Here is a 22,754-nt window from a genome sequence, read left to right on the forward strand (position 1 = left end):
GCTTGGGACGAGCTTGGAATTTAAGCGGAAAGCGGCCGCGGCGGCCGGCGTTGGCCGTCGGGAATGAATCCCGTCAGCAAGGTGGCCGCAGCGATGGTGACTTGTTGCGTGCCGCTGCAGGCGGCGGCAGGCAGGGCCAGGCCAGGCGGCATCAGCGCGCCCAGGCAAAAGCTGGCGCAGGCGCCGCACGCGGGGTGCTTGGCAGGGGTCTTGTCGTCTTCCGGCGTGCCGGCGTCGTGCGGGATGGCGAAGGATGGCGCAGCGTGATGCTGGCAAGCCGCTGTCATCGCGACGGCAGGCTCGTCAGCGAGCGGCGCGCATAGCCGCGTGGCGCCCGCAGCGGCCGCTTGCAGCGGCACCGCCGCGATCAGCAGCAGGATCAGCCATGTTTTGAAGAGTCTTAGCATCGCCGGAAAGTATAGCATAGGGGCAACTGTCGCCAGGCGCGGGCGTCCGCTAGCGCGAGGCGGCGGCCAGCATTTTCGACGCGTACATGGCGCGGTCCGCATGGCGCAGCAGCAGTTGCATGGTATCGCCGTCTTCCGGATAGTGGGCCACGCCGATGCTGACGGCGATCTGCAAATGCTGTCCGTTGCCCAGGTGCAGCGGCGCAGCCAGGGCCGCGTGGATCTTTTGCTCGATCAGGCTGACGTCGGCCGGCGCGGCATTGCTTTCCAAAAGCACGACGAATTCATCGCCGCCCATCCTGGCCAGGGTGTCGGTTTCGCGCATGCAATCGCGCAGGCGGCTCGCCACCGTTTGCAGCAGCAGGTCGCCGCAGGCATGGCCGTGGTCGTCGTTGACCCGCTTGAAGTTGTCGAGGTCGAGGAAAAGCAGCGACAGCCGGCCTTCCTGGCGGTGCGCGCGCGCAAAGGCCGTGTGCAGGCGGTCGTGGAACAGGCGGCGGTTCGGCAGGCGGGTCAGCTCGTCGTGCATGGCCATGAATTGCATCTGCGTCTGCAACTGCCGGCGTTCGATGGCGGTGGCAAGTTGCTTGGCGACAAATTGCAGCAAATCCTGGTCTTGCTCCGTGCCGATGACGGCATCCTGGCCGCCTTGCAAGGCCAGCGCGCCGATGCTGCCCAGGGAAGAATACAGCGGCACGGCCAGCCAGCACGAGGACAGGGCGCAGGCCGCCGTTTGCAGCGCCGCCGGCAGGCCGGCCAGTTGTCCCGCCTGCAGCAGCAGGGGGCGGCCGCTGCGCAGGACTTCGTCGCACAGCAGGCTGGCCAGCGATGACGTGGGCTGCGGCGCGCTGTCGTCGGCATGCGAGGTCATGGGAGGCTGGGCGCCGTGTTCGTCATGCAGCAGCAAGGTCAGGCTGCGCGTGGGCAAGTGTTCGCCGATGATGTGCTGGATGCGGTGCAGCAAGGCGGACAAGTCTTGCGTCGCCTGCATGGCTTCGGAAATGGCGTACAGCGCGGCCTGCTTTGCCTGCGCCTGTTTCAGCAGGGTGACGTCGCGCGCCACGGCCACGCGCAGCTGGTCGGCGGCGGACCAGCGGGCGGACCACATGATGTGCGCCAGGCTGCCATCTTTGCGCAGGTAGCGGTTCTCGAAGTGCGTCTGCGCATGGCCATCCATGATGGCGCGCGCGGCGGCCAGGGTGCGCGCGCGGTCGGCCGGGGCAACCATGTCGAGCATGAGCTTGCCGATCATTTCCTGCTGCGTGTAGCCGAAGATGCGTTCGCAGGCGGCGCTGACGAAAACAAAGCGCCCCTCCACGTCGACCATGCACACGGCATCGAGCAACAAGTCGGTAAAGCTGGCCAGCGGCGCGCGCAGAATCTTGTGTTCCATAGTGGCATTTTAATGGACATTCCCGGCGGTGATTCAACTTGTTGGGGGTAGGCGAGGTCGGCGGCATGAAAATGTTTCATTTCCCCGACGCTCATGCTTTTCCGTTTCTTGCCGTTAATGCAGTATTGCCATGCAGTACTTGCCATCACGCCAGATAACGTGACGCAAGGTTTGCCTGGCGCCAGGTAATTGCAAAATACTTAACCATATCGAACTTTTATGATGCATCTTCTCTCCATTTGCAAGGTGACAGCGCCATGACCTCCATTTCTCCACTGTCCAACTGGAACAGCGCCCCGTCGCGGGCTGCCGCCGCCACGTCGAACCGCGCGGAGGCGGCAGCGCCGTCGCCCGTATCGACGCCATCGTCCATCGTCGCTCTCAGCCCGGAAAGCGTGAACGACGGCAAGCCGGCGGCGCTCGTCAAACCGCCGATGGTGTGGGAAAGCGCGACGCGCGACAAGGTGAGCGAGGCGATGACGAAGAGTTTTTCTTCGTACGCGTTTGGCGGCCGCTTCAGCGGCCTGGGCGCGGCCATGCTGGGACAGGCCAAGCTGGGAAACTACAATTTCTCGCAGGCGATGCGGCAGCCGCCGCCGAGCACCACGCCGAACATCTATGCGGCGTCCGGCATCGCGCCCGGCAGCCTGCATGGCAATGGCGAAGACCGGGTTTCCCTCAGCATCACGACGAAGAGCGGCGTGGAAGTCAAGCTGTCGCTCGACAGCCAGGGCGACGGCCTGGCCGTGAACATGACGACCAGCGGCGACCTCAGCGACGCTGAAGCGAGCGCCCTGGGCGAGCTGGCAAAAGGTTTCCAGGAAGCCATCGACGGCATGGGACAAAGCACGCCGAAAATCAAGCTGGAAGGCTTGATGCAGTTCGATCAGCAAGTGCTCGAGTCGGTGAAGCTGCATGCGGAAGTCAAGGTGCGCGGCGAAACGGAAAGTACCCAAACCCTGGATTTTCAGGCCGATGGCGCGCAGCGCAAGGTCAGCTTCAGCGGCGAGGCCGGCAGCCTGGACCTGAAGGTCGATACCAGCGCGCTCAATACCCTGGGCAGCCCCGAGCGGCAAGCCAAGGCGCTGGGCAGCTATATGAAGCAATTCGACCAGGCGGCGTCGCGCGGCCATGGCGACGCGGGCCTGGTGGCCATGCTCAAGGATAGCTTCACTGCCTTGCACAGCAATACCGCCGCGCCGCAAGTGGCCACGGACAATCCCGAGACGGGCAAGTGGCGCCTGGCGGCCGAGGACAAGTCCATCCTGACGGGGCTGGCCGATTTCAGCGCCTCCGTGTCGCAGACCGTGAAATTCAGCAATCCCATGCGCAGCGCGGAAAAGGATGGCTTCAATTATGAAGTGTCGCAAAAGACGGAGCAGGCCGGCGCCCGCCAGGACGAGCGCTCGATCAGGCAGCAGCAGCAATCGAAGCTGAGCGCCAGCTACCACCAGACGCTGGTCCCCGGCGTGCCGCTGCGCCTGCTGGACAACACGGAGTCGCAGAACTATACCTACCACCAGATCGAGGATGCGGCCAGCAGCGAGGCGCAAGTGGCTTATAAGGATGGCAAGATGGTGAAGGCGAGCTTGCGGCAGGAGGGCAGCCAGTCCGAACACGTCATGAAGTATTTCCTGGGCAAGCTGCAATCGGACAAGACCACGCCGGGCAATTTCTCCGTGCTGCGCGACTTGCTGCCCGTGCTGGGGCCGTACAAGTCGGGCGAGAAGGAGATGACGCCCGAAGCGCGCCTGGAACAGCGCAGGCAGGCGTTGCTGACCTTGAGCGACGACGTGCTGCTGCAGTCGTATGCGGGCCAGACCATCAGCCTGTGGCAAGCCGATGTGCCGCCCGAGGAGGCGGTCCGTTAATTGCCCCTTGCCTCATATTAAAAAAAGCCCGTCTTCCTGCGAAGACGGGCTTTTTGTTTGATGCGGCGCAAACAGCTTACGCTTTGGCCTTGCTTTGCTTGATCCAGTAACCGACGCCCAGCGCGGCGAGCCACACGGGGATCAGGTAGACGGAGATGCGCAGGCCCGGCGTCAGGTACATGATCACCAGGATGCCGGCCAGGAAGGCCAGGCACAGGTAGTTGGTGAACGGGTAGCCCAGGCTCTGGAACAGGGTCGTCTTGCCTTCGATTTTTTTCTGCGCGCGGAAGCGCAGGTGGATCCAGCTGATCATGGCCCAGTTGATGATCAGCGCCGACACCACGAGTCCCATCAGCACTTCGAACGCTTCGCCCGGCATGAAGTAATTGACCACCACGCAGGCGCCCGTCGCCAGGGCCGACACGCCCAGGGCGACCAGCGGCACGCCGCGGCGGTTCAGGTGCAGCAGCGCGCGCGGCGCATTGCCTTGCTTGGCCAGGCCGAACAGCATGCGCGTGTTGCAGTACACGCCGCTGTTGTAGACGGACAGGGCGGCCGTCAGCACCACCACGTTCAGGGCCGTGGCCACCAGGTTGCTGTCGAGCGCATGGAAGATCAGCACGAAGGGGCTGCCGCCGGTGACGACGTTTTGCCACGGGTACAGCGACAGCAGGATGCCCAGCGCGCCGATATAAAAGATCAGGATGCGGTAGATGGCCTGGTTGGTGGCGCGCGGGATCGTCGTGCTCGGGTCATCCGCCTCGGCCGCCGTGATGCCGACCAGTTCCAGGCCGCCGAACGAGAACATGATGACGGCCATGGCCATCACCAGTCCCTGCCAGCCATTCGGGAAGAAGCCGCCGTGCTGCCACAGGTTGGCCACCGACGCCTGCGGACCCGCGTCGCCGGAGGCCAGCAGGTACGCGCCGAAGACGATCATGCCGATGATGGCGACAACCTTGATGAGGGCAAACCAGAACTCCATCTCGCCGAATGCTTTGACATTCAACAAGCTGATGGCGTTAATCACGCAAAAGAAGACGAGCGCCGACACCCAGGTGGGCACGCCCGGCCACCAGTACTGCACGTAGATGCCGACGGCCGTCAGTTCGGCCATGCTGACGAGCACGTACAGCACCCAGTAATTCCAGCCCGACAGGAAGCCGGGCAGGTGGCCGCAATATTTGTCGGCAAAGTAGCTGAAGGAGCCGGCGACGGGTTCGTCGACCACCATCTCGCCCAGCTGGCGCATGATCAGGAAGGCGATGACGCCGGCGATGCCATAGCCCAGCAGCACTGAAGGGCCGGCCATCTTGATGGTTTGCGCGATGCCCAGAAACAGGCCGGTGCCGATGGCGCCGCCCAGGGCGATGAGCTGGATGTGGCGGCTTTTCAGGCCGCGCTTGAGCTCTTGTGGTTCGGTAATCCCGACTGCCGTCATATGTTTTATCCTGTTTTTACGGGGCTGAGGTCGCTGATTCTAAAGCATGAATGGGCAAATCAGGAGCGAAATGCATGTTGCACTGCGGAGGCGCAAGAAAAGCCCCGCATCTTCGCCGAACGGCGCGCAAAACGGCGGCCCAGGCGTCCGCTTTTACGCGCCGGCCGCGACGATGGCCGGTTCGTACGTGGCCAGGAACTCGGGCGGCAGGCGGCGCGCGCGGCCGCTGCTCAATTCGATGCAGATCAAGTCCCAGCGTCCGCGCACGACGGTGGCGCCGTCGCTGTCGCGGACCAGCTGGAAGCGCCGCTCCATGCTGGAACGGCCATCGCTGGCGCACAGCCAGGTGGCCAGGGTCAGCGCTTCGCCGGCCCGCGTCGGCAGCAAATAGTCGTATTCGCCGCGGCGTATCGCCATGGCCCGGTCCAGGCGCCGGTAATCGTCCAGGTCCAGCCCCAGGGTGGCCGAATGGTGCCAGGCGATATGCTCGCACCAGCGCACGTAGACGGCGTTATTCGTGTGCTGCAAGCCGTCGATGTCGCCCGGTTCGGGCGTGACGGGCAGGGTATGGGCGTGCGGATAATCCCAGTTCAAGAGCATTCCTTTCGATACGGTGGCGGCTGATTGTACGGTCTCGCGGCGCTTTCTGTCTGCGGCGCACGCGTGGAAAAACACTGTTTTTCCCATTGATGTATGATGCATCATAATTTGTCAACGATCAGAAACACGCATGAACCATCCATTGGACACTCTGCTGCACGTCAATCTGGGCAAGTCCGTGTACGCCATGCTGCGCGAAGCGCTGGCGGCCGGGCGCTTCCAGCCGAATGACCGGCTGCGCATCCGCGAACTGGCGCAGCAGCTGGGCACCAGCGTCACGCCTGTGCGCGACGCCATGCTGCAGCTGGTGCAGGAAGAGGCGCTGGTGCTGCGCTCGCCGCGCGACTTCCGCGTGCCCGTGCTGAGCGTGGCGCGCTACCTGGAAATCCGCGCGCTGCGCCTGGAACTGGAAGGACTGGGCGCGGCGGAGGCGGCGCAGCGCATCGACGCCGCCACCCTGGCCGACCTGGAACGCCTGCTGCAGGCGAACGAAGAGGCCATCGCGCGGCACGACCTGGCCGCGGCGCTGCAATGCAACCAGGCGTTTCACCTGGGCCTGGCACAGGCGGCCGGCATGCCGACCTTGAAACGCTTCGTCGACCATCTGTGGATGCAGACGGCGCCCCTGATCGCCGCCGGCTACGCCAGCTTTTCGCCCGACATGCGGGTGGGCCACCACCACGCCATCATCAGCGCGCTGCGCCAGCGCGACAGCGGGGCCGCGCGGCGCGCCATCGAGCAGGACATCCTCGACGGCGGCACGCAGATGCTGGCCTACGTGATGCGCCAGGAGCGCATCCACGCCGGCGCAACCGAAGAAGACAAGGAAGAACATGACGCACATCAAGCACAAGATTGAACAGAACATGGAACAGAAAACCGCCATCGTCACGGGCGCCAGCCGCGGCATCGGCCATGCCGTCGCGGAACGCTTCCGCAGCCTGGGCTGGAGGGTCATCACCGTCTCGCGCAGCCCGATTCCCGGCGGCTGCCCGCGCAGCCAGGAGCACAACACGCATGTGTGCATGGATTTGTCAGACCTGAGCCAGATCGGGCAGATGGTCGAGACGCTGCGCCCCATGCTGGGCGACGCCAAACTGCACGCGCTGGTCAACAATGCGGGCGTGTCGCCGAAGGGGCCGGGCGGTTCGCGCGTCAATTCGCTGACGACGGACATGCAGACCTGGCAGGAAATGTACAACACAAACTTTTTTGCGCCGCTGGCCCTGACGCGCGGTTTCGCGCAGGAATTGTCGAATGCGCACGGCGCCGTCGTGAATCTGTGCTCGATCGCCGGCTACCGCGTGCACCCGTTTGCCGGTTCCGCCTACGCCAGCTCGAAGGCGGCGCTGGCGTCGCTGACGCGCGAAATGGCCAACGACATGGCGCCGCTGAACGTGCGCGTGAACGCCATCGCGCCGGGCGAGATCGACACGGCCATCCTGTCGCCGGGCACTTCGCACATCGTCGACACGCAAATCCCCCTGCGCCGCCTGGGCACGACGGCCGAAGTAGCGGATCTGGTGGAGTTCCTGTGCAGCGAGCGCGCCTCGTACATCACGGGCGCGGAAATCCCCATCGACGGCGGGCAGCGCATTTGATTGAAAAGGAAGATCGCATGACACAACATATCGGCATCGTCGGCTGCTCGGCCGAAGGCGCGGCCCTGTGCTACCGCACGATCTGCGAAGAGGGCGCGCATGCGCTGGGGCCATATGAACACCCGGAAGTATCGATGCACACGCCGTCGCTGGCGCGTTACGTGGATTGCCTGAACGGGGGCGACTTGGCAGGCGTGGCCGAACTGATGCTGGCGTCGGCGCGCAAGCTGGCCGCCGCCGGCGCCGATTTCCTGATCTGCCCCGACAACACCATCCACCAGGCATTCGAGCTGATGGCGCCCCGTTCGCCGCTGCCATGGCTGCATATCGCGGACGTCGTGGCCGCAGAAGCGGCGGCGCGCGGTGTCCAACGGGTGGGCTTGACGGGAACGCGCTGGCTGGTCGACAGCGCCGTCTATCCGGACAGGCTGGCCGCGCGCGGCATCGCCTGCGTGCGGCCCGGCGAGGACGAACGCAGCGAGATCAACCGCATCATCATGGAAGAGCTGGTGCCGGGCGTGGTCAAGGGGGGCAGCGTGGCGCGCTTCCAGGCCATCATCGCCGGCTTGCGGGAGCAGGGCTGCGACGCCGTCATCCTCGGCTGCACGGAGATCCCGCTGATCATCAGCGACGCCAATTCGCCGCTGCCGACGCTCGATTCCACGCGCTTGCTGGCGCGCGCCGCCTTGCGCCAGGCGCTGGAAACCTAGCGTTCCAGCTGCGCCTGCAGCGCGGCCACCACCAGCGCGTGGTCGTCCGCCTGCGCCAGGCCGGAAACGGTGACCGTGCCGACCAGTCCCACGCCGCGTATCAGCAGGGGGAACGCGCCGCCATGGCCCGCGTACTCGATGTCATCGAGGTATTTCACGTCTTCGAAGGTGCTGCCGCGGCTCTTGTACGAGATGCCCATGTAATAGGAGCTGCGGCAAAAGCGCTGCACCGTGTTGTTCTTGCGGCGTATCCAGTCCGCCTGGTCCGCCGTGGCGCCCGTCATGGCGTGGTGGAACAGGATCTGACCGTTGCGCGTGATGTTGACGGTGACGGCCTTGCCCCGCTTGCGCACTTCCTCGACGATCCACAGGCCCACGGCCAGCGCGGCGTCGTTGTCGAAGCGTTCGAATTGCAGGGATTCTTCCTGTTGCGCCAGGGTTTGCAGCAAATCGGCGTAATGATCCATCGTGGAGGAGGGCGGTAGTGGCTGGAAGCGCTACTGTAGCGCACCATGGGCCGGCCGCGCGCGCTTTTTCCGTGGCGCGGCTAAAATAAGCGGCATGACCCTGTCCCTGTTTGCCGATGAAGACCAGATCCCGGCCGGCCCGGCGCCGCTCGTGCCAGGCTCGCGCGCGTCGGTCCTGCTGCGCGGCTTTGCGTTGCCGTATCTGCACGAGATGCTGCCGGCGCTGCACGCCGTCGTGCTGGCGGCGCCCCTGCGCCACATGGCCACGCCGGGCGGCTTGCGCATGTCGGTTGCCATGAGCAATTGCGGCCCCCTGGGATGGGTCACGGATGGGCGCGGCTACCGCTACGCGCGGCACGATCCGGCCAGCGGCCTTCCCTGGCCGCCCATGCCGCCCGTGTTCCTGCGCCTGGCGCGGCAGGCGGCGCTGGCGGCCGGCTATCCCGACTTCACGCCCGACGCCTGCCTCGTCAACCGTTATGCCCCCGGTGCGCGCATGGCCCTGCACCAGGACCGCGACGAATGCGACTTCACCGCGCCCATCGTTTCCGTCTCGCTGGGGCTGCCCGCCACCTTCCTGTTCGGCGGCGCCGGGCGGGCCGACAAGGCGGCGCGCATCGCCTTGCTGCATGGCGACGTGGTGGTGTGGGGCGGCGCCGACCGCCTGCGCTTCCACGGCGTGGCGCCCCTGAAGGAAGGCGAACACGCGCTGCTGGGCGCGCAGCGCATCAATTTGACGTTTCGCAAGGCCAGCTGATCGGTCAATACGCCCCATTAATGCAAGGTGCTTGCAAATGCGGCCGTTTTTCTCCATGATATGCAACTTGTTTGCATATGGAGTGTCCAGCATGAAGCGCGATCCCCTTTCCTCGCCCCTGCCCGACGTGGCGGCCGGCCCCCATCTGGGCAATCCCTTGCCGCTCGAGTGGGTCGGCATGCAGGGCATCGCCTTGCCCCTGTGGCTGGAGGAAGGCGGGCAGGCGCAGCAAGTGCATGCCTGGGCCGATGTGCAGGTCGACTTGCCCGACCCGCGCGTGAAGGGCATCCACATGTCGCGCCTGTATCTGCTGCTCGACGCGTTCGCCGCCGCGCAGCCGCTCGATGCGGCCGCGCTGGCCGCCGTGCTGCGGCGCATGGTGGACAGCCACGCCGATTGCGGCAGCACGCAGGCGAGGCTGGCGCTGGCGTTCCCCCTGCTGCGGCGCCAGCCGGCGCTGCTGACGGCGGGGCTGTCCGGCTGGAAATCGTACCCTGTGCGCCTGCAGGCCAGTGTTTCGCCGCAGGGCTTTGCCTTGTCCTTGACGGTGGAGATCGGCTACTCGTCGACCTGTCCGTGCTCGGCGGCGCTGGCGCGGCAATTGCTCGCCGACGCCTTCGCGGCGCGGTTCGGCGCGGGCCCCATCGACGGCACGGCTGCGCGTGAATGGCTGCGGGAACACGCGAGCCTGGCCACGCCGCACAGCCAGCGCAGCACGGCGACGGTCACCGTGCCCTTGACGGAACAGGCGGAACTGGATCTGTTTCCCCTGATCGACGTGGTGGAAGCGGCGCTGGCGACACCGCTGCAGACGGCCGTGAAACGGGCCGACGAGCAGGCGTTCGCGCGCCTCAATGGTGCTAACCTGATGTATGTGGAAGATGCGGCCCGCCGCGTGCAGGCGGCGCTGGCGCCATTGGTGCCACCGTATGCGCAGGCGCGTGTTACCGTACGGCATATGGAAAGCCTGCATCCGCACGATGCCGTGGCGCAGGCGGGCAAGCTTGCCGGAGATTGGTAGTCAACCACCGTGGAGGAGGGCAACATGCCGGAGAAAATCGAGCGGGACGTCAACGATGACAGCCTGGAAGAGGAACTGGAGCGCGAACGGCGCGAACATGCGCTGATCGACGAGGAAAAGCTGGGCATGGACGAGCTGGAAGAGGAGCACCTGAAGCGGGAACGCCAGCCCGGCGGGCCGGCGGGGCGCTAGCGTCAGGCGCGGGAGTCAAGGCGGCGCGATCATCGCTGGCATCGCGCGGCGCTGCCCGGTACAATTTCGCTTTGTCCTGCTCCCCCAACCCCGGAGGCCCATGAAATATCGCGCATTTTTCCCGTTCATCCTCGGCCTGACAGGCGCCGTCCTGGCCGCCTCGCAAGCCCAGGCCGCCACCATCTGCACCGCCATGGCGGACGCCAAAACGGGCACCGTCTTGCTGCAAGAGGGTAATTGCCTCGACCGCGTCACCCCCGCCTCCACGTTCAAGATCGCACTCAGCCTGATGGGCTATGACGCCGGCTTCCTCAAGGACGAGCGCAAGCCGACCCTGCCGTTCCGCCAGGGCTATGTGGACTGGGGCGGCGAAGCGTGGCGCCAGGAGACGGACCCGTCGCGCTGGATGCAGTATTCCGTCGTCTGGTATTCGCAGCAGATCACGCAGGCGCTGGGCGCCGAGCGCTTCCAGAAATATGCGAAGGCTTTGCGCTATGGCAATGCGGATGTGTCGGGCGATCCGGGCAAGGACAATAGCCTGGAGCGCTCGTGGATCAGCTCTTCGCTGAAGATCTCTCCGCTGGAACAGCTGGGCTTTTTGCGCAAGCTGGTCAACGATCAGTTGCCCGTCACCAAGCAGGCGATGGAGCAGACGCGCCGCCTGACCCGCCTGGCGGACGTGGGCGGCTGGCAAGTGCATGGCAAGACGGGCGCGGCCTTCCCGCGCAAGGCCGACGGCAGCTTTGACGAAGCGCATGGCTACGGCTGGTTCGTGGGCTGGGCCAGCAAGGGCGAGCGCAGCATCGTGTTTGCGCGCCTGGTGCAGGACGAGCAGAAGGGCCAGCAGTCCGCGGGCTTGCGCACGCGCGAGGCCATGCTGAAGGAATTGCCTGCCTTGCTGGAGCAGGCGCAGAAGTGACGGCCAGCATCGTCGCCGCCACCTTCATCGCTTCCGACGGCGAGTACCTGGAAGCCGTCATCGAGGTGGAAGGCCAACGCCTGCACGTGATGGACGAGTTCGGCGGCGGGCAACTGGCCGCCGGCACGCAAGTCCGGCTCGAATTGTGGCCCATGGCCAGCGAGCAGGACGACTGGGACGCCATCTTCGGCGCCAACCCCGGCTGCGTAAAGGGCGTGCACCGGCTCGATGGCTGGCGCTACCTGGCGCTGGGCGTCGTGACCCAGGTCGATCCCGTCATCTGCGATTGCGGCTTGCTGCAACTGGAAAACCCGTTTACGACGCATGATGCGCGCTGCGTGGGCGCGTACGTGGGCGTTACGCTGGCGCGCCTGGATGCTTGCCTGGCGTAAAATCCGGCCCGCTTTGTTGCCCGCCCTATATACTTGCTGAAACGGATCATCCGGCATCAGACAAGGTTACAAGCATGGCATCAGGCATGGAGCAGTTTCAGGAAAAAGCACGGCAGGCATGGACATGGACGCGCGCGCAAGCCGTGCGCGTGGCGGGAGTGGCGTGGACAAAGGCGGTGGCGCTGTACCGGCGCGGCCACGCGCACCTGATGACCTTGCCGCCCGTGCGGCGCGCGCTGGTGCTGGGGCTATGGTCGTTCCTGGCCGTGCTGGCGCTGGTGATCCTGTACATGCTGCTGCTGATCCCCCTGACGCCAAGCATCCACGACTTGCGCCAGGCGCGCGCGGCCGCGCCGAGCACCATGGTCAGCGCGGACGGCGAGGAACTGGCCCGCTTCGACCAGGGCTTGCAGGAGCGGGTCACGTTAAAACAGATTTCGCCGAACGTGATCAGCGCGCTGATTTCGACGGAAGACCACCGTTTCTATGACCACCACGGCATCGATTTCACGCGCACGGCGGGCGCCGTCCTGCATACGGCGGGAGGCAACCCCCAGGGCGGCTCTACCATCACGCAGCAGTTGGCGCGCAATATGTTCCCTGAGGAAATCGGCCGCTCGCGCAACCTGAACCGCAAGCTGAAGGAACTCATCACGGCCCTCAAAATCGAGGCCACCTACAGCAAGACGGAAATCCTGGAAGCCTACCTGAACACGGTACCCTTCCTGTACAACACCTACGGCATCGAAATGGCGGCGCGCACCTATTTCGACAAGCCCGCGTCGCGCCTCGACATCCTGGAAAGCGCCACCCTGGTCGGCATGCTCAAGGGCACGAATTACTACAATCCCGTCGGTAATCCCGAACGATCCTTGCAGCGGCGCAATGTGGTGCTGGGGCAAATGCGCAAACATGACGTCATCGACGAGGCGCGCTACAGGCAGTTGATCAAGCGTCCCCTGCGCCTGCATTTCGAGCGCCAGAGCGAGCGGGCGCAATCGGACAGCCATTTCACGGCGTATGTGCGCAAGTGGCTGATCGACTGGGCCGACGAGAACGACTACAACCTGGAGCGCGACGGCTTGATCGTGCACACCACGCTGGACCAGGATTTGCAGCAGGCGGCCGAGCGCGCCGTCGAGCGCCAGGCGAATGCCTTGCAGGCGATCGCCGACGTGGAATGGAGCCGCGCCGGCGTGCCCTCGTCCACCTCGACGGGCATGTATGCGGGCATGCAGGGCGGCAGCGTGCCATTCGATTATTTCTGGAAATCGCATCCGGCCCTGCTCGACGCCTTCGTGCGCGAGTCGGGCGACTACCGCAAGCTGACGGCGGCCGGCGCCACGCCGGACGACGCGCTGGCGCAACTGAAGGGCGACCGCGCCTTCATGGCGGCCCTGCGCAAGTCGAAGACGCGCCTGGAAGCGGGCTTTGCGGCCATGGACCCGGCCACGGGCGCCGTGCGCGCCTGGGTGGGCAGCCGCGACTTTGCGCGCGAACAGTTCGACCACGTGTCGCAGGCGGCGCGCCAGCCCGGTTCCACCTTCAAGCCCATCGTGTATGGCGCGGCGCTGGAAAAGGGCCTGAGCCCCGAGCACGTCTACCGCGATGCCGTGATGGATATCAAGGCGTCCGACGGCACGATATGGCGCCCGACGGACATGAGCGGCACCACGGGGCGCGACATGACCATGCGCGACGGCCTCGTCTACTCGAAAAACACCATCACGGCGCAAGTGATGCAGGACGTCGGCTTGCCGCCGATCATCAAGCTGGCGCGCGCGCTGGGCATCCGCGACAGCAAGCTGGAAAAAGTGCCGTCGCTGGCGCTGGGCACCAGTCCCGTCACTTTATTGGAAATGGTCAACGCCTACGCCAGCATCGCGGCCCAGGGCGAGGCGCGCCTGCCGTTCGTCGTCACGCACATCACGGACCGCGAAGGCAAGCTCATCGCGCGCTTCGGCGAAGACAAGCCGCAACGCGCGATGAAGGCGGAATCGGCGGCCACCCTGACGGACATGATGCGCGGCGTCATCGACCGCGGCACGGGCACGGCCATCCGCAGCCGCTTCGGCATCCGCTCCGACGTGGCCGGCAAGAGCGGCACCACGCAAAACAATGCGGACGGCTGGTTCATCCTGATGCATCCGGAACTGGTGGGCGGCGCCTGGGTCGGTTTCAATGACGCCAGGGTCACCATGCGCAGCAATTACTGGGGCCAGGGCGGCCACAATGCCGTGCTGGTGGTGGGCGACTTCTTCAAGACGGCGCTCGACACGGGAAAACTGTCGCGCGACGCCATCTTCCCCGGCGGCAAGCCGCCACCGCCGCTGCGCCACGTGGAGCCGGTCGACGAGCCCGCGGACGAACCCGTGGAAGAGCCGGGCGATTTGCTGCAGGAAGGCGCACCGGCCGCGCCGCTGGCCATGCCGGCCGAAGGCGAGGGCGGACAGGAATCGCATGGGAAGGCGGTGCCGGAACCTATGCCGCAGCCAGCACCGGCACCGCAGCCGGCGCTTGCACCGCAAGGTTAATCCGCTGTGTCGATGGGGTTGGAAACGCAATACTTTTGGAAAGCCGCTAACGCGTGAAACCATATATTCAACTTACCATACGCACGAAGGCGTCCACGGCATCATGGGCGCTTGGCGAACAGTTCATCGACACGCTGGAGGAGCACGCCGGATTGCTCTTGCCTGAGCAGATATCGCATAATCCGGATAAATTTACCGAGTCTTACGCCGGAAAAATGGCGATGGAACAGCGCTGGGCAGCGCCTTGTACTTTGCGTTATGGCGGCGGCATGTTTGAAGTGGCGGAACAATTCGCATGGCGACGAAAAAAAACCATCAAATCCAGCGGCTATGTGAGCCACACAAAGCGTAATATTCGTGGCCAGATCGTGCCCGGTGGCGTGAGTTTCACGTCAGCGTATAGCCGGAACATCGATTTTCATATGCTTTTCAAGCAGTGGTGCCATATCTTTCCGCCTCAGATCGCGATGCTGCATCCCTTTCTTCCCCTTGAATTGGCCAACCTTGAACGCTACGATAGTTTTCGCCTGGGATCGTTCAATGCGTCCCTCAGGCCGGATATTCCGGACGTAGCGTGGGCCATGTTCTATGGGCCGGATTTTTGCCAGCGCATCGATGTGGAGCGGCTGCTGGCCGCTGGATTTTTCGTGGAAAAGATGGGTGAGGGTATCCTGGTCAGGGTAACGGAACATATTGACGATGTTGAAAATGATTTCCCAATGTTTTTACGACGGCGCGCGGAACTCAAGGGCCTGTTTCCTGTCGGATTTTTCCTGGATAAGGAGTGAGCTGCAAGAGCCTGGAGCGATAGCTGCGATGCCTATGGCTTTGATGCCTGCCGCCTTCACACCGTATTGCGCCTCAATCCCGCTTCGCGCACGAACACTTGCAGCGCCGCCATTGTTTGCTCGTGCAGCGCTTGCAGCTTCGCTTGCAGTGCTGGCGTGACGGCCAGGCTGCCATCCGCCTGCCGGCGCACGGGCAGGCCCAGCGCCTGCGCCATTTCTACTGGGTAATTCGTGAAGTTGCCGTACGGCCGCTTGCCGTCCACGGACGGGGTGGGCCAATAGCCTTCGGCCAGGTAATCCTCCGCACTGCCCATGCCCAGCATTTCCACCGTCAGCCACGACTGCTGGCGCAGCAGCGTCAGGTGCCGCGCAGTCAGGGTGAACGGCGTTTTACCGTTGGCATAGCTGCCCGGCTTCAGGTCGGCCATCTGCACGAAGTGGGGCAGCAGCAGCGCCGCTTCCATCAGGCGCTGCGCGGCCAGCGCCGCATCCTTGCCGGCGATGACTTGCATGGCCAGTTGCAGGGTATCGCCATTGCCCAGCGGGTGCTCCGGATTGAGCATGGGCGCGCCGCTTTCCACGGGCGACCAGCCGATGTTGAAACGCCGTATCAGCGCCAGGTGGTGCACATTGAGCACCTTGGGCAGCGGAGCGTCGAGGGTGGCCAGGATGCGCTGGCGCACGTCGCGCGGCAGGCCGCCGTCGGCCGCGCGCACGAGCATGGGCGAGCACAGCAGGGCGCCGGCGAGGCGCAGCAGCTGGCGCCGCAGGGGCTGGACCAGGTCCGGCATCACGGCGCCGTCAAGTCCTGGCGCTGGAATTCGATGCGGTTTTCTTGATAAGCCCACTTGGTGTAGGGCCCGAACACGCGCCGGTTTTCCTTGCTGTCGGCATTCGACACTTCGCGCTTCATGCGCCGCACGAGGGCGGGGTCCGTGAGCGGCGCCGTCGTGGCGGCAAATACGTCGTGCCGCACGCTCTGTTTCGCGTCGGCGCCGCGCGAGATGATGGTGAGCTTGCGCGAGGCGGGATCGAAGTACACGCGCATGGCGAAGGTATTCATGTCCTGCAGATACAGGCCGTCGTCGCGCTGCTGGGCATAGAAATAATCGCCGCAGACGGCTTTCGGCTCGCGTTTCCACTCGCACGACAGGACGATCATCAGATGCTGGTCATCGAGTTGCTTGACCGAAATGCGTCCCTTGGAATAGCCCCAGGTGCTGGCCGGCACGGTTGCCGACGAGGCCAGGTTGTAGTCGCCCACGAGTTTGGTCAGGGGAGCTTGCGCCGAGGCGCCGGCGCAGAAAGTAAAGGCGGCGGCCGCAAGGGCGCCTTGTATCTTGGAAAAGGATGTCATGATGGCCATAAAGAAAAGTTGCCATATTATAGATGGCAACTTGCCAAGATGGCCGCGCGCTTGAACGGCGCGCCGGTCGTTACTTCAGCTTGCTTAATTCCGCCACGTCGATCTTGACGGCCTTGCCGTCAGTGGCGGCTACCAGGGTCAGGAAGTGGGGCGTCGCGTAGTGCGCCGTCAGGGCCGCCTTGTCGGTCCATTCTTCCAGCATGATGAAGCGCGTGGGAATCTTGTTGTCGAGGTGCAATTCGTAGCGCAGGCAGCCGCTTTCGGCGCGGCTCGGCGTCACGACGGCTTCCAGGGCGGCGCGCACGGCGTCGGTATGGTCGGCTTGGGCATCGATGGTGGCGACGACGGTCAGGGTCATGGTGGTCCTTGTGTAGTGATGGGGCGGATGCAGCTTAGCGCATCCTGGACTTTCATGCCTGCCATGTCCAGTCTGGCTGCGCCGAAACAGTTTCCGTCGCAGCCAGAAAATCCGCCGCCGCTTACGCTGCCTGCAGCGCGCCGATCTGTTCAAATGCGGCCGTCAACGCCTGCGCCCTGGCGGCGTCGCTGACCTTGACGCCTTCGGCGCGCACGATCTCGATCTGCGTGACGCCGAGGAAGCCGAAGAAGGCGCGCAGATGGCTTTCCTGGTGTTCCAGGGCCGCCATCGGCGTGTCGGCGCCGTAATAGCCGCCGCGCGTCGAGGCGATGATCACGCGCTTGCTGCCCAGCAAGCCTTCGGGGCCGTTGGCGCCATACTGGAACGTTTTGCCGGGCACGGCCAGCGCATCGAGCCACGATTTGAGCTGGCTGGGGATGGCGAAGTTGTACATGGGCGCGCCGATGACGATGACGTCGGCGGCCAGCACTTGCTCCAGCGCGCCGGACAAGACGGCAGCGTCGGCGGCGCCGGGCGCGGCCGTAAATTGCGGCAACGGTTGCGCGGCCAGGTCGCGGTAGTGGGCGACGGCGCCCGGCGCGGCCGCTTGCAGGCGGGCGACGATGGCGGCGGACAATTGGCGGCTGAGGGAATGCTCGCCGAGGATGCTCGAATCGATGTGCAGGATGTTCATGTGGGCCTTCTTGGGTGATATGATCGGGTGGTATGCTTTTGTAACCGAGTTAAATATAGTGACTATCAAATGAACGCACAAGAAGGCACTTTTTCCACACTGGGGCACACGGATGTGACTATTGGCGACGCCGCCGCGCAAGGAGCGGAGCTGGAACGGCGCATGCGCGACGAGGGCGGCCATGCGGGCGTGGCCGCTTCCTGCCGCCCGATCACGGATATCCTGACCCGCGTGGGCGACAAATGGAGCGTGATGGTGGTGATATTGCTGGGCAATGGCACCAAGCGCTTCAACGAGATGCGCCGCCTGATCGGCGGCATCTCGCAGCGCATGCTGACCCTGACCCTGCGCGGGCTGGAGCGCGACGGCCTGGTGACGCGCACCGTGTTTCCCACCGTGCCGCCGCGCGTCGATTACGCCTTGACGGACCTGGGCCGCTCGCTGTTGATCCCCATCAGCGCGCTGGGCGCCTGGGCGCATGGCCACCGCGACGCCATCGATGCGGCGCGGCTGGCGTTCGATGCGAGGGCGGCGAACCAGTTGCCAGCGGCGGAGTAGGCATGGCGCTGCAAACCATTTGGCGAGAAAGTGAAACAATGCCCCAGATACAATTATTCTACCCCCGCAAGGAAGCCGTGGATCTTGCCTTGCTGCTGGCCGTGTGCGATGAGTTGAGCCAGGAGTGGAAAGACCATGCGCTGGGCGTGGAGCCGATGCCCGTGTATGGTGACAATAAATCGCTGGCGGAGCGCTTGCGCGCCAATCCGCACTACGCCTGCAGTTTTGACGTCGCTTGCCGGCTGCTCAGCAGCCAGCGCAATACGCGGCAAACCTCCCGCGCACTGTTCGACCATGTTGACAATGCGCAATGGTTTGAGCGCGTCAAGGCGCCGCATGGCTTGGGCGGCAGAAACGTGGATTGCGTGGAATTTACCGCGCCATGCCTGGCGTACTGGCATGGCTTGCCGGATGGCGTGCGCGCGCAGCTGGCGCTGCAGGCGCAGCAGCTGATCTGCGCCGACGTCGAGCTGGGCACCGGGGAGGACGTGGCGGTGGTCACCATGCAGTGGTCCGATCCGCAGGCGATTGCCGCGCTCGCCAGCACGGTCGAGGTACCGGCAGGCGGCACGCTGGACCGGCGCCAGCTGCTGCAATTGCTGATCGCCGATATCGGCCAGACCCCGTTCCAGCCGCGGTATCGCCGGCAGAATATCGGTGCCCCGGTCACGGGCTGGGACCGGCGCCTGCTCGCGTATTTCTGGCCGCATAAGTCGGTGGGCTATGCCGGCACGGCGCAGAAGACAAAGCCCTTGATTGCGGCGGCCGCGCAGTTGGCCCTTTGCCTGGAGGGCGGGCGCGACTGGGACGGTCAGCAGCAAGGCGAGGCTGTCGATTTGGCGGAGGCGATTTTCCGCTGGGGAGGCGTGCCGCAAAAACACGGCACGGTGACGCCGGCCAATGTCGCAGCCGTGTTCCGCGCCGCGCTGGCCGCGGATGGCAAGGCTGCCGCGCTGATGAACAGCGGCTGGACCAAGGTGGCGGCCTTTGCCACCGCCCACCGCGATCACGCCCGGGGGGCTGGCTGCGCGCAAGTCATCTGGGATAGCCGGGTCGCGACCTCGCTGATTTCGCGTCTCGACCATCTATTGTCGGCCAACGGGCAGTCCGCGCCCGGCAATCTGTTTCCCGGTATCGGCACCGTTGCCGGACGCGGTGGCAGCCGTCCACGCCCGCTTCGGCTGCGCTGGCCCGACGGTTACCGCAAATGGAGCGCGCAAGTGGCCGGCAGTGCGCTGGTCCGCGACATTTGCGGCTTGCTCAATGCCGGAAACCATCCGGCGATGCCCTTGCCAGAGGGCGGCACGGGGCCGTGGACCATGCGCGGCGTTGAAATGGTGCTGTTCATGGATGGTTATTGAGCGTCACCCGCGCCCGTCAGCTGCGCCATCGTCTGGCGCAGCTGACGGTTCGACGCACGACGGATCTGCCTGACTAGAGTCCGGCCGCATCGCTCCGGTAGCGCGCCGGCGGCAGTTCGAACTGGGTCTTGAAGAAGCGGGTGAACGCGCTTTGCGAGGAAAAGCCCAGGCGTTCGCTGATTTCCACCACGCTCAGGCTCGTTTCGCGCAGCAAACGGCGCGATTCGCGGCTCTTGGCGCGCAGTTCCAGCGCGCGGAACGACGTTTTCTCCTGCTGCAGCTGGCGCTGCAGGGTCCAGCGGTTCATCGCCAGGCCGTCGCACAGGGCGGGCAGCAGCGCGGCGCCGTCGGCGTCGGCTTGCTGGCCCAGCAAATCGATGATGGCTTGCTCCACGCGGGCTGAAAACAGCTGCGCGCCCTGCAACTGCTGCAATTGTCCCTGCGCGTGCCGCAGCGCGTGCGGCGCCAGCATGGCGTTGAACTGGGCGAAAGGCCGGTCCAGCGCCGGCGCGTCAAACGTCAGCGTGTTGCGCGCCTGGCCGAAGGTGGCGGCGGCGCCGAAGCACTCGCCAATGGCCGGCGCGAACCACGGCGCCTTGCCCTGGAAACCGGCATGGAAGGCCGTGGCCGCGCCATCGTCGTAGGCGCGCGCCACCAGCGACAGCATGCGGAAATTGGCCAGCGCCTGCATGGCGCCCCCCAGCGGGCAAAACTCGGACAGGTATTCGATCTCGATGCGCGTCCCATTCTCACTCATCAGCATGAAGTCGAATTCGCCGATCAGGCCCCGCAAGTGCAGCAGCTCGTGCAGGGCGCTGCGCAGGGTGGGGCGGTTGAAGCAGACGTGGGCGATGCCCGAGTAATGCGCGAACCAGTGCGTCACGTCGAGGTCGAGCAAGCCGCGGTGCTGCGGCAGCTGCTGGGCGTAGGCCGTCATGCGGCGGTGCCGCTCGGCGTTGATGCGTCCGCCCGGCTCCTCGAGCTGCGCCGGCGTGATGCCCGTCTGCCGGAAAAAGTCGGCGGGGTCGTGGCCATCGGCTTGCATGGCGCGCGCGCATTGCTGCGCGATCCGGTTAGAAACCGTGCGCGTATCGGGTTTGTGCAAGGGTGTCTCCTGCTTGTTGTAGTAATTTTTCACAAATATTAGCACTTTGTAGGAGATTGTTGGTTGTCGTGCCGTCTAACCAAAAATTGTTCTCGCGGGTATAAAACGCGTGCTGTGCGGTCAAGAAACTCACGCATTCTCACGCTATATTGATTTCGGGCTGGCCCTGATGCCACCCGGATACCTACAAAAACAGTCTTGGAGATAATGATGAATTGCACTATGAAACCGATGGCCCGCATGGTCGCCGGCTGCGTCGCCACGCTTGCCCTGGCCGCCTGCGGCAACGACACCGTCAGCGAGGAATACACGCAGCCCGTGTTCGGCGCCACCACCTATAGCCAGCTCAAGGTCGACGGCTATACCTTCAAGGACATGAACCGCAACGGCAAGATCGACCCGTACGAAGACTGGCGCCTGTCCGCCGAGGCGCGCGCCGACGATTTGCTGTCGCGCATGAGCCTCGACGAGAAGGCCGGCCTGATGATGCACGGCACGGCGCCCACCGTGTCCGACCCTTCCGGCATCGGCCTCGGCGGCGCGTATGACTTGACGGCCCTGCAAGACCTGATCGTCAAGCAGTACGTCAACACGTTCATCACGCGCATGGCGGGCGATACGGCCAACATGGCGTCGCAGTACAACAAGGTGCAGGAAATCAGCGAAACGTCGCGCCACGGCATTCCCGTGTCCATCAGCACGGACCCGCGCCACCATTTCCAGTACACGGTGGGCGCCAGCGCCGGCACCAAGGGATTTTCCCAGTGGCCGGAAACCCTGGGCCTGGCCGCCATCGGCGACGATGCGCTGGTGCGCCGCTTCGGCGACATCGCGCGCCAGGAATACCTGGCCGTCGGCATCACGCAAGCGCTGTCGCCGCAGGCGGACCTGGCCACCGAGCCGCGCTGGTCGCGCATCAACGGCACCTTTGGCGAAGATGCGGACCTGGCCAAGCGCATGGTGCAGCACTATATCGAAGGCTTCCAGGACGGCAATACGGGCTTGCATGACGGCAGCGTGGTGGCCGTCGTCAAGCACTGGGTCGGCTACGGCGCCACGAAAGAGGGTTTCGACGGCCACAATTACTATGGCCGCTACATGACTTATCCGGGCAACAACTTCGCCTACCACGTGAAGCCGTTCGAGGGCGCCTTCACGGCCAAGGCGGCCTCCGTCATGCCAACCTACGCGTTGCCGGATGGCAATATCACCATAGCCGGCATCACCTTGGAGCAGGTGGCGGCCGGTTTCAGCAAGACCATGCTGACGGACTTGCTGCGAGGTAAATACGGCTTCGAAGGCGTGATCCTGTCCGACTGGGGCATCACTTCCGACTGCGACGCCAACTGCCGCAACGGCACGCCGGCCGGCGTGGCGCCTTCCTTCATCGGCTTCGGCACGCCGTGGGGCATGGAAAACGCCACCAAGGCCGAGCGTTACGTGAAAGCCGTCACGGCCGGGATGGACCAGTTTGGCGGCGTGACGGAAGCGCCGTACCTGACGCAAGCCGTGCAGCGGGGCCAGTTGACGGAAGCGCGCATCAACGCGTCGGCGCGGCGCATCCTGATCCAGAAATTCAAGCAAGGCCTGTTTGAACACCCATTCGTCGATGCGGCCAAGGCGGCGACCACGGTGGGCAAGGCGGACTTCATTGAGGCGGGCCTGGAAGCCCAGCGCCGCTCGCTAGTCTTGCTGGAAAACAAGGACAAGGTCTTGCCGCTGGCAACCTCCGTCAAGAAGGTCTACCTGTACGGCATCGATGCGGCCGTGGCGAAGCAGTATGGCTACACGGTGGTCGCCACGCCGCAGGAAGCGGACGTGGCCCTGCTGCGCGTGGCCGCGCCGTATGAAATCCTGCACCCGAACTACATCTTCGGCAGCATGCAGCACGAAGGACGCCTGAATTATGTCGATGGCGACGCCGACTACGAAGCCATCAAGAACGCGGCGAAATACGCGCCGAAGACGGTGGTGACGGTCTATCTGGACCGCCCGGCCATCCTCGGCAACGTGCAGGACAAGGCCAGCGCCATCCTCGCCAACTTTGGCGTCAGCGACGGCGCGCTGTTCGATGTCTTGACGGGCAAGGCCAAACCGCAAGGCAAGCTGCCGTTCGAACTGCCATCGTCGATGGCCGAAGTGCAGGTGCAGAAATCGGACGTGCCGTATGACACGGCCCATCCGCTGTACAAGTTCGGTTACGGGCTGGGGTACTGATA

The 22,754-nt window shown here is 64.8% G+C and carries 24 protein-coding genes; 14 read left to right on the forward strand and 10 right to left on the reverse strand.

Annotation, left to right across the window (positions count from 1 at the left end):
• Positions 1 to 20 precede the first annotated feature (20 nt).
• On the reverse strand, positions 21 to 407 hold the full coding sequence (locus tag OX460_RS03505) for a hypothetical protein (protein WP_289897658.1): 387 nt from the start codon (positions 405 to 407) through the stop codon (positions 21 to 23).
• Between the two features lie 49 nt (positions 408 to 456).
• Positions 457 to 1,800: a diguanylate cyclase gene (locus OX460_RS03510; protein ID WP_099667725.1), complete on the reverse strand. Its 1,344-nt coding sequence runs from the start codon at positions 1,798 to 1,800 to the stop codon at positions 457 to 459.
• Between the two features lie 257 nt (positions 1,801 to 2,057).
• On the opposite strand from OX460_RS03510, the gene OX460_RS03515 reads away from it, so the two are divergent.
• A complete protein-coding gene (locus OX460_RS03515) occupies positions 2,058 to 3,671 on the forward strand; it encodes a hypothetical protein (protein ID WP_289897659.1) in 1,614 nt (537 codons plus the stop codon).
• A gap of 76 nt (positions 3,672 to 3,747) precedes the next feature.
• Here the strand turns inward: OX460_RS03515 and OX460_RS03520 are convergent, their stop codons facing one another.
• Entirely contained in the window at positions 3,748 to 5,112 is a 1,365-nt protein-coding gene (locus OX460_RS03520; RefSeq protein ID WP_251348465.1) for an amino acid permease, read from the reverse strand.
• Between the two features lie 153 nt (positions 5,113 to 5,265).
• Entirely contained in the window at positions 5,266 to 5,706 is a 441-nt protein-coding gene (locus OX460_RS03525) for a thioesterase family protein (RefSeq protein WP_289897660.1), read from the reverse strand.
• Positions 5,707 to 5,842: 136 nt separating this feature from the next.
• On the opposite strand from OX460_RS03525, the gene OX460_RS03530 reads away from it, so the two are divergent.
• From OX460_RS03530 to OX460_RS03540, 3 genes are read left to right on the forward strand one after another with little or no spacing between them, the layout of a single operon-like run.
• Positions 5,843 to 6,571, forward strand: coding sequence for a GntR family transcriptional regulator (locus OX460_RS03530; RefSeq protein ID WP_289897661.1), 729 nt, complete (start codon positions 5,843 to 5,845; stop codon positions 6,569 to 6,571).
• Positions 6,546 to 7,313, forward strand: a complete 768-nt coding sequence (locus OX460_RS03535) for an SDR family oxidoreductase (RefSeq protein WP_289897662.1) — start codon at positions 6,546 to 6,548, stop codon at positions 7,311 to 7,313. The genes OX460_RS03530 and OX460_RS03535 overlap by 26 nt, the downstream gene beginning before the upstream one ends.
• Positions 7,314 to 7,330: 17 nt before the next feature.
• Complete coding sequence (locus tag OX460_RS03540) at positions 7,331 to 8,023, forward strand: amino acid racemase (protein ID WP_289897663.1); 693 nt, start codon at positions 7,331 to 7,333, stop codon at positions 8,021 to 8,023.
• Here the strand turns inward: OX460_RS03540 and OX460_RS03545 are convergent.
• Positions 8,020 to 8,490, reverse strand: a complete 471-nt coding sequence (locus OX460_RS03545; RefSeq protein WP_034786432.1) for a heme-degrading domain-containing protein — start codon at positions 8,488 to 8,490, stop codon at positions 8,020 to 8,022. The two genes, OX460_RS03540 and OX460_RS03545, sit on opposite strands and share 4 nt — an antisense overlap.
• 94 nt (positions 8,491 to 8,584) lie before the next feature.
• On the opposite strand from OX460_RS03545, the gene alkB reads away from it, so the two are divergent.
• From alkB to OX460_RS03580, 7 genes are all read left to right on the forward strand, one after another.
• Positions 8,585 to 9,247, forward strand: a complete 663-nt coding sequence (alkB, locus tag OX460_RS03550) for a DNA oxidative demethylase AlkB (RefSeq protein ID WP_289897664.1) — start codon at positions 8,585 to 8,587, stop codon at positions 9,245 to 9,247.
• Between the two features lie 91 nt (positions 9,248 to 9,338).
• Positions 9,339 to 10,268 (forward strand): GTP cyclohydrolase FolE2, encoded by a 930-nt coding sequence (folE2, locus tag OX460_RS03555; protein ID WP_289897665.1) that lies wholly within the window; start codon positions 9,339 to 9,341, stop codon positions 10,266 to 10,268.
• Between the two features lie 24 nt (positions 10,269 to 10,292).
• Positions 10,293 to 10,460 (forward strand): hypothetical protein, encoded by a 168-nt coding sequence (locus OX460_RS03560; RefSeq protein ID WP_289897666.1) that lies wholly within the window; start codon positions 10,293 to 10,295, stop codon positions 10,458 to 10,460.
• Between the two features lie 100 nt (positions 10,461 to 10,560).
• Positions 10,561 to 11,379, forward strand: coding sequence for a class D beta-lactamase (gene blaOXA / locus OX460_RS03565; RefSeq protein WP_289897667.1), 819 nt, complete (start codon positions 10,561 to 10,563; stop codon positions 11,377 to 11,379).
• Positions 11,376 to 11,771: a hypothetical protein gene (locus tag OX460_RS03570; RefSeq protein WP_289897668.1), complete on the forward strand. Its 396-nt coding sequence runs from the start codon at positions 11,376 to 11,378 to the stop codon at positions 11,769 to 11,771. Before blaOXA ends, OX460_RS03570 begins: the two co-directional genes overlap by 4 nt.
• Positions 11,772 to 11,857: 86 nt before the next feature.
• Entirely contained in the window at positions 11,858 to 14,305 is a 2,448-nt protein-coding gene (locus tag OX460_RS03575) for a transglycosylase domain-containing protein (RefSeq protein WP_289897669.1), read from the forward strand.
• A gap of 53 nt (positions 14,306 to 14,358) precedes the next feature.
• Positions 14,359 to 15,093 (forward strand): hypothetical protein, encoded by a 735-nt coding sequence (locus OX460_RS03580; protein WP_289897670.1) that lies wholly within the window; start codon positions 14,359 to 14,361, stop codon positions 15,091 to 15,093.
• 56 nt (positions 15,094 to 15,149) lie between these two features.
• Here OX460_RS03580 and OX460_RS03585 read toward each other — a convergent pair whose 3' ends face one another.
• The 4 genes from OX460_RS03585 to OX460_RS03600 all read right to left on the reverse strand — a co-directional run bounded on the left by OX460_RS03585 (position 15,150) and on the right by OX460_RS03600 (position 17,511).
• A complete protein-coding gene (locus OX460_RS03585) occupies positions 15,150 to 15,884 on the reverse strand; it encodes a hypothetical protein (RefSeq protein WP_289897671.1) in 735 nt (244 codons plus the stop codon).
• Positions 15,884 to 16,450: a hypothetical protein gene (locus OX460_RS03590; RefSeq protein ID WP_289897672.1), complete on the reverse strand. Its 567-nt coding sequence runs from the start codon at positions 16,448 to 16,450 to the stop codon at positions 15,884 to 15,886. The genes OX460_RS03585 and OX460_RS03590 overlap by 1 nt, the downstream gene beginning before the upstream one ends.
• 79 nt (positions 16,451 to 16,529) lie before the next feature.
• Positions 16,530 to 16,817 carry a putative quinol monooxygenase gene (locus OX460_RS03595; RefSeq protein ID WP_289897673.1) on the reverse strand — a complete coding sequence of 96 codons (288 nt, stop codon included), beginning with the start codon at positions 16,815 to 16,817 and terminating at the stop codon, positions 16,530 to 16,532.
• A 121-nt stretch (positions 16,818 to 16,938) separates the two neighbouring features.
• Positions 16,939 to 17,511 carry an NAD(P)H-dependent oxidoreductase gene (locus tag OX460_RS03600; RefSeq protein WP_289897674.1) on the reverse strand — a complete coding sequence of 191 codons (573 nt, stop codon included), beginning with the start codon at positions 17,509 to 17,511 and terminating at the stop codon, positions 16,939 to 16,941.
• A gap of 162 nt (positions 17,512 to 17,673) precedes the next feature.
• On the opposite strand from OX460_RS03600, the gene OX460_RS03605 reads away from it, so the two are divergent.
• Complete coding sequence (locus OX460_RS03605) at positions 17,674 to 18,069, forward strand: helix-turn-helix domain-containing protein (RefSeq protein WP_289898409.1); 396 nt, start codon at positions 17,674 to 17,676, stop codon at positions 18,067 to 18,069.
• 77 nt (positions 18,070 to 18,146) lie between these two features.
• Complete coding sequence (locus OX460_RS03610) at positions 18,147 to 19,430, forward strand: hypothetical protein (RefSeq protein WP_289897675.1); 1,284 nt, start codon at positions 18,147 to 18,149, stop codon at positions 19,428 to 19,430.
• A 73-nt stretch (positions 19,431 to 19,503) separates the two neighbouring features.
• On the opposite strand, the gene OX460_RS03615 is transcribed toward OX460_RS03610, so the two are convergent.
• The gene (locus OX460_RS03615; protein WP_251348482.1) at positions 19,504 to 20,535 is read right to left on the reverse strand and encodes an AraC family transcriptional regulator; all 1,032 of its coding nucleotides are present in this window, start codon (positions 20,533 to 20,535) and stop codon (positions 19,504 to 19,506) included.
• A gap of 222 nt (positions 20,536 to 20,757) precedes the next feature.
• On the opposite strand from OX460_RS03615, the gene OX460_RS03620 reads away from it, so the two are divergent.
• On the forward strand, positions 20,758 to 22,752 hold the full coding sequence (locus OX460_RS03620) for a glycoside hydrolase family 3 N-terminal domain-containing protein (protein WP_289897676.1): 1,995 nt from the start codon (positions 20,758 to 20,760) through the stop codon (positions 22,750 to 22,752).
• The last annotated feature ends 2 nt before the right edge of the window (positions 22,753 to 22,754 follow it).

It is taken from the genome of Janthinobacterium sp. SUN033, from assembly GCF_030397595.1.
GTDB lineage: Bacteria > Pseudomonadota > Gammaproteobacteria > Burkholderiales > Burkholderiaceae_D > Janthinobacterium > Janthinobacterium kumbetense.